This window comes from Cetobacterium sp. (assembly GCF_048470075.1).
Taxonomy (GTDB): domain Bacteria; phylum Fusobacteriota; class Fusobacteriia; order Fusobacteriales; family Fusobacteriaceae; genus Cetobacterium_A.
In genome coordinates this window covers 1-4,759 of sequence record NZ_DBGBQB010000253.1, presented here as the reverse complement: position 1 = coordinate 4,759, position 4,759 = coordinate 1, and the positions used below count along the sequence as shown (strand labels likewise).

General features: G+C 30.4%; 6 protein-coding genes. 4 read left to right on the top strand and 2 right to left on the bottom strand.

Annotation, left to right across the window (positions count from 1 at the left end; translation table 11 throughout):
* The 4 genes from ACMOUI_RS09150 to ACMOUI_RS09135 form a co-directional block, all read left to right on the top strand.
* Positions 1-1,152, top strand: a 1,152-nt coding sequence (locus ACMOUI_RS09150) for an HDIG domain-containing metalloprotein (RefSeq protein ID WP_418965394.1), incomplete at its 5' end; no start/stop codon positions are given.
* 14 nt (positions 1,153-1,166) lie between these two features.
* The gene (gene ybeY, locus ACMOUI_RS09145) at positions 1,167-1,631 is read left to right on the top strand and encodes an rRNA maturation RNase YbeY (RefSeq protein ID WP_418965393.1); all 465 of its coding nucleotides are present in this window, start codon (positions 1,167-1,169) and stop codon (positions 1,629-1,631) included.
* Positions 1,632-1,641: 10 nt separating this feature from the next.
* Complete coding sequence (locus ACMOUI_RS09140; protein ID WP_418965392.1) at positions 1,642-2,355, top strand: diacylglycerol kinase; 714 nt, start codon at positions 1,642-1,644, stop codon at positions 2,353-2,355.
* 20 nt (positions 2,356-2,375) lie between these two features.
* On the top strand, positions 2,376-3,896 hold the full coding sequence (locus ACMOUI_RS09135; RefSeq protein WP_418965391.1) for a hypothetical protein: 1,521 nt from the start codon (positions 2,376-2,378) through the stop codon (positions 3,894-3,896).
* A 40-nt stretch (positions 3,897-3,936) separates the two neighbouring features.
* On the opposite strand, the gene ACMOUI_RS09130 is transcribed toward ACMOUI_RS09135, so the two are convergent.
* Both ACMOUI_RS09130 and ACMOUI_RS09125 read right to left on the bottom strand, forming a co-directional pair.
* Positions 3,937-4,536 carry a lysine exporter LysO family protein gene (locus tag ACMOUI_RS09130; RefSeq protein ID WP_418965390.1) on the bottom strand — a complete coding sequence of 200 codons (600 nt, stop codon included), beginning with the start codon at positions 4,534-4,536 and terminating at the stop codon, positions 3,937-3,939.
* Positions 4,537-4,759 (bottom strand): LysO family transporter (locus ACMOUI_RS09125; protein WP_418965389.1); only part of this gene is annotated, 223 nt, incomplete at its 5' end.

The following is a 4,759-nucleotide window of genomic DNA, read 5'->3' as shown; positions in this document are numbered from 1 at the left end:
ATATATAGAAGTTTATTTTTAATCTATACAATTGGCTTTTTAGTCTATAGATTCACTAAACCAGACCATATATATTTTGTTCCATTTGAAACGATGTATTTTTTAATGGCTATACTTTTTGCTAAAGATTTCGCTTTTTTAGCTACACTTATGGCAATAACATTTTTATTCCCAATTGTAGGGTATGATCCGATATTTATTATTGTGACTTTATTAGTTTGTTTAATGGGCTCATATTTAATAGAGAAAGTAACAACAAGACAGGAGCTAATAGCACTGGGAATGAAATTAGCAGTTACAAAGTTTTTTCTATATCTTTTATTAACATATTTTATAGGTAGAGAACAAAATCTGATTGTTTTACAAAGTGGAGAGATTGTAGTTTCAGGGCTACTTTCAGGAATGTTAGCAATAGCCGTTTTACCATACTTTGAAAGAACGTTTAATATTCTAACCACATTTAGATTATTGGAGTTAGGGGATCTATCCCATCCTCTGTTGAAACTTTTATCTATGAAAGCTCCAGGTACATTTCATCACTCAATGATGGTTGCAACTCTATCAGAGGCAGCAGCTGAGGCGATAGGAGCCAATGCGATTTTTGCAAGAGTTGCATCCTATTATCATGACATTGGAAAAATGAAAAGACCTAAGTTTTATGTAGAGAATCAGGAGGGAGGAGAAAATCCTCACTCAAAAATATCTCCATTCTTAAGTACACTGATAATTACATCACATACAAAAGATGGAAATGAGTTGGGAAGAGAGTATAAAATACCAAGAGAGATTAGAGACGTGATGTTTGAACACCAGGGAACAACAATGTTAGCTTATTTTTATAATAAGGCAAAACAACTTGACCCAACAGTTATAGAGGAGGACTTTAAATATGGAGGACCTACCCCTAGAAGTAAGGAATCAGCTATAATAATGCTTGCAGATTCAATTGAGGCAGCTGTGAGATCTTTGGATGAGAAAACTCCAGTGACAATTGAAAATATGTTAAGAAAGATTATAAATTCAAAGATAGAGGATAACCAACTATCGGAAGCTGCATTAACATTTAAAGAGATTGAGATAATAATTAAAACCTTTACGAAGGTATTGATGAGTATTCATCATGTAAGAATAAAATATCCAGGACAAAAGTAAGATAAGGAGTTAAAATGGAAGTAGTATTAGATTTTTCTTTAGAGATAGAGGGATTTGGTGAATATATAGATGAAGAGGAGGTAAAAGAGTATATATATGAGGTTTTAAATGATGAGTTTCAATCGGAAAAACCAGTATATATGTCAGTGGCCTTAGTTGGAAATGATGAGATTCAAAGAATAAACAGAGATTTTAGAGATAAAGATAGACCAACAGATGTAATATCATTTGCTTATCATGAAACAGAGGATTATATGATAGGTCCTTATGATACTTTAGGAGATATAATAATATCTTTAGAGAGAGTTGAGGAACAGTGTAATGAATATAACCACTCATTTAGAAGAGAGTTTTTTTATGTTTTAACTCATGGAATGCTTCATCTACTAGGATATGATCATATAGATGAAGAGGATAAAAAAGAGATGAGAGCCAGAGAGGAAGAGATTTTAGAAAAGTTTGGTCATACTAGAGACTAAGGGAGGGCTTATGAAAGATAAGGGAACAAAACAGGATATAACACAGAGCTTTAATGTGGCAATTGAAGGAATAATAGAAACAATTAGAACTGAAAGAAATATGAAGTTTCATGCATTTTGTACAATATTAGTTTTGATGATTTCAATTTTTTTAGGTGTTAGTAGAATGGAATTAATTGTATTGTCAATTAGTATGTCCCTTGTTTTGTCCGCAGAGCTTTTAAATACAGCTATAGAAAGCTTTGTGGACTTGGTTTCACCCGAGTATAATATTTTAGCTAAAAGAGCTAAGGATGTGGGAGCTGGAGCGGTTTTTATAGCAGCTAGTAATGCTCTTATAGTAGGTTATTTAGTATTTCATAAAAGAATAGCGGGAGAGTTTAGTGATTTTTTTAATCTATTAAAGGAATCATATGCAAATGTTCTCGTTTTTATAATTATATTTATTATAATTTTGGTGATAGCTATCAAAAGTTTTTTTAAAAAAGGTACTCCTTTAAGAGGCGGAATTCCAAGTGGGCATAGTGCACTGGGAGGAGCTTTATTTATGGGAATATTTTTTTTAACTCACGATGTTAGAGTTTTCTATTTATCGTTGTTTCTATTGGTTTTAGTTTTACAATCGAGAGTGGAAGGTAGAATTCATACAGTTCTAGAAACAATAATAGGAGCCGCAATAGGGATGGGTGTAACATATCTTTTTCTATCTCTATTAAAATTTTAAATTATTTAGGAGGTATATAAATGCAAAGAGCTAAAGATTATCTGTTGCTTAGTGTACTCTCTTATTGTAATTTTTCTCAAGAGGATTATAAAAAAAATTTAGATCAAATTTACAGAGAGAATGATTCATCTAAGCTAGATGGTGATGGTTTTAATTTTTCAAATTCCAAAACGAGGTACCTATTTTATGATTTTTTTAAAGATATACTTCACAATTGGGAGATATTTTATGTAGAGAGTAAGAGAGCTTCTGATGTAGAAAGAGATTCAACAGGATTTTATAGTGTGGTTTTTAAAAATGTAAAATATGACAAGTATGTGATATCTTATAGAGGAAGTGAAAAATATCCAATAGAGGATGCTTATAAAGATTTTATAGAGAATGATTTAAAAATTGGATTAGGGGTAAAACCAGTTCAATTTTATGATGGATTAGAAGTCTTTAATAAAATATATGATGAATTTAAAATACCTAAGGAGAAAATATCTATAACTGGACACTCTTTAGGGGGAGGAATAGCTCAATTTGTAAGTATTATGGTTGATAAAGAGAGAGGTTTTATTCCATATACATGCACATGGAATGCAGTTGGAATAAATAGAGATGGGATAATCAACCTCTTAGATTTCTTTAACTATGATAAAATTTTGGAAAAATTAAGTTTAGATGATATAGAGAAGCAGTATTTTATAGAGTTTAAAAATGAATATTTATCATTTTTTCTAAAGGAGTTAAAAAAGGGTAAGGTAATAAAGGACAGTAACACACTATTGATAACAAGTAATGTAGAGATATCCCCTCAAATTGATGATAATTTTATAAAAAGTTTTGTAAAAAGTACAAAGTTTGAGAGCTTATTGGGAAAACTTTCAATTGATACAAAAAATAATTTATTGGATAATGATAGAGTTTTTAATGCATTGTTTAAAGTTGATAACTTGACAGATGAGTTATTTGAAGCGGATTATTTTATTAGAAAAATAAAAGCAAATAAGGTCTATGAAGAGAATATTGTTAATTTTTGCCACTCTGAAGATTTGACTGTTTCCCTTTTTCCACACGTGGGAGCAGTCTATCAAGTTGATAAAGGTTTTTTAAGAAAAGAGGTAAAGAAAAAAACAATATTTTCAAGTTTTTTATTTTTTACAAAATCAGTTCAAGACTATCACTATCAAGATATTTTTCTACCATTTATTGAAGTGGAGGGAGATAGGGTTGGAATGTTTAGCAAAAATCTATCCATTGGATATTTAGGAACGGTAATAAGAAAGATATTGACCCTCGAGTACTGTGTAGAAAGGGAGCTGTTGGCAGACTACTATAGTTTAGTTAAAATAACAGATACAAATTATAAAAAAATAAAATCAAATGTATTAAATGCTATAAAAAAATGTGGAGAGGATATTCTATATAAATCTCAGGTATATAGTCAGATAAAAGAGATGGATCAGGAAACTTTTTCAAAGGTTTGGGAAAACTTAAAGGTCAAACTTCCTAGTCCATATAGAATCCAAGATATATATGATTTGATACTATTTTAAAAGGACATGAATTTCATGTCCTTTTATAGTTTTATTCAAATTAAAGTTTAAAGATATTTACAATTAGTTGAACTAATATAGGAACTGAAGTGGTTAAAACAACTCCAGAAAAAAATGCCACAACAGATATATCAGAACTATTACTTTTATTTATAACAGGGAGAAGAGTATCCATAGCGGTAGCACCAGCTGTAGAGATAGACTCAAAACTTCCAATGGATTTAGCAATGAATGGAACTGTTAAAATAGCAAAAACCTCTCTAAAAACATTACTAAGAAAGGCTACGCTTCCAAGTTCAGGACTTATTTTAGATAGTTCTATTGCAGAAAGGGAGTACCAACCTAATCCAGATGAGATAGCAAGACCTTCTCCAACAGATATAGATAAAAATAGTGAAGCTATACATCCTCCCAAAAGAGAACCTAAAATAGTTGAAACAGGGAGAAGCCAAACTTTTTTTCCATATTTTTTTAGATTTGAAAAAACAGCTGAGTTATCTCCAATATCAATACCGACAAAGAAAAGAAGTAGGCAAAGACCTAAATCAATAAAAGTATCCGACGAGTTGGATAAAAATGGAGTTTGAAAAAATAATCCTATGATAACACCAAAGGCAATTGATAAACAGATTCCAATCATCTACTTATCACCTCTTTTTCTAAAGAAAAATTTAGTGATAAAAACACTTCCTAAAATAGAGAATATGGCTATGACAATAGCTTGTAATCCAAGACTAGGAAACTCCTCTATAATTTTATTATCACTTCCAATTTTATATCCCATAACAGCCAATAGAAAGAAAAGAGACAGAGATTGCAAAAATGATGTTTTTAACTTTAATTTCAATGGTATTAAGTGATAC

Excerpts from the sequence above, each read along its gene's own strand:
- ybeY (WP_418965393.1), top strand. The coding sequence starts at position 1,167 with ATGGAAGTAGTATTAGATTTTTCTTTAGAGATAGAGGGATTTGGTGAA.
- ACMOUI_RS09140 (WP_418965392.1), top strand. The coding sequence starts at position 1,642 with ATGAAAGATAAGGGAACAAAACAGGATATAACACAGAGCTTTAATGTG.
- ACMOUI_RS09135 (WP_418965391.1), top strand. The coding sequence starts at position 2,376 with ATGCAAAGAGCTAAAGATTATCTGTTGCTTAGTGTACTCTCTTATTGT.
- ACMOUI_RS09130 (WP_418965390.1), bottom strand. The coding sequence starts at position 4,536 with ATGATTGGAATCTGTTTATCAATTGCCTTTGGTGTTATCATAGGATTA.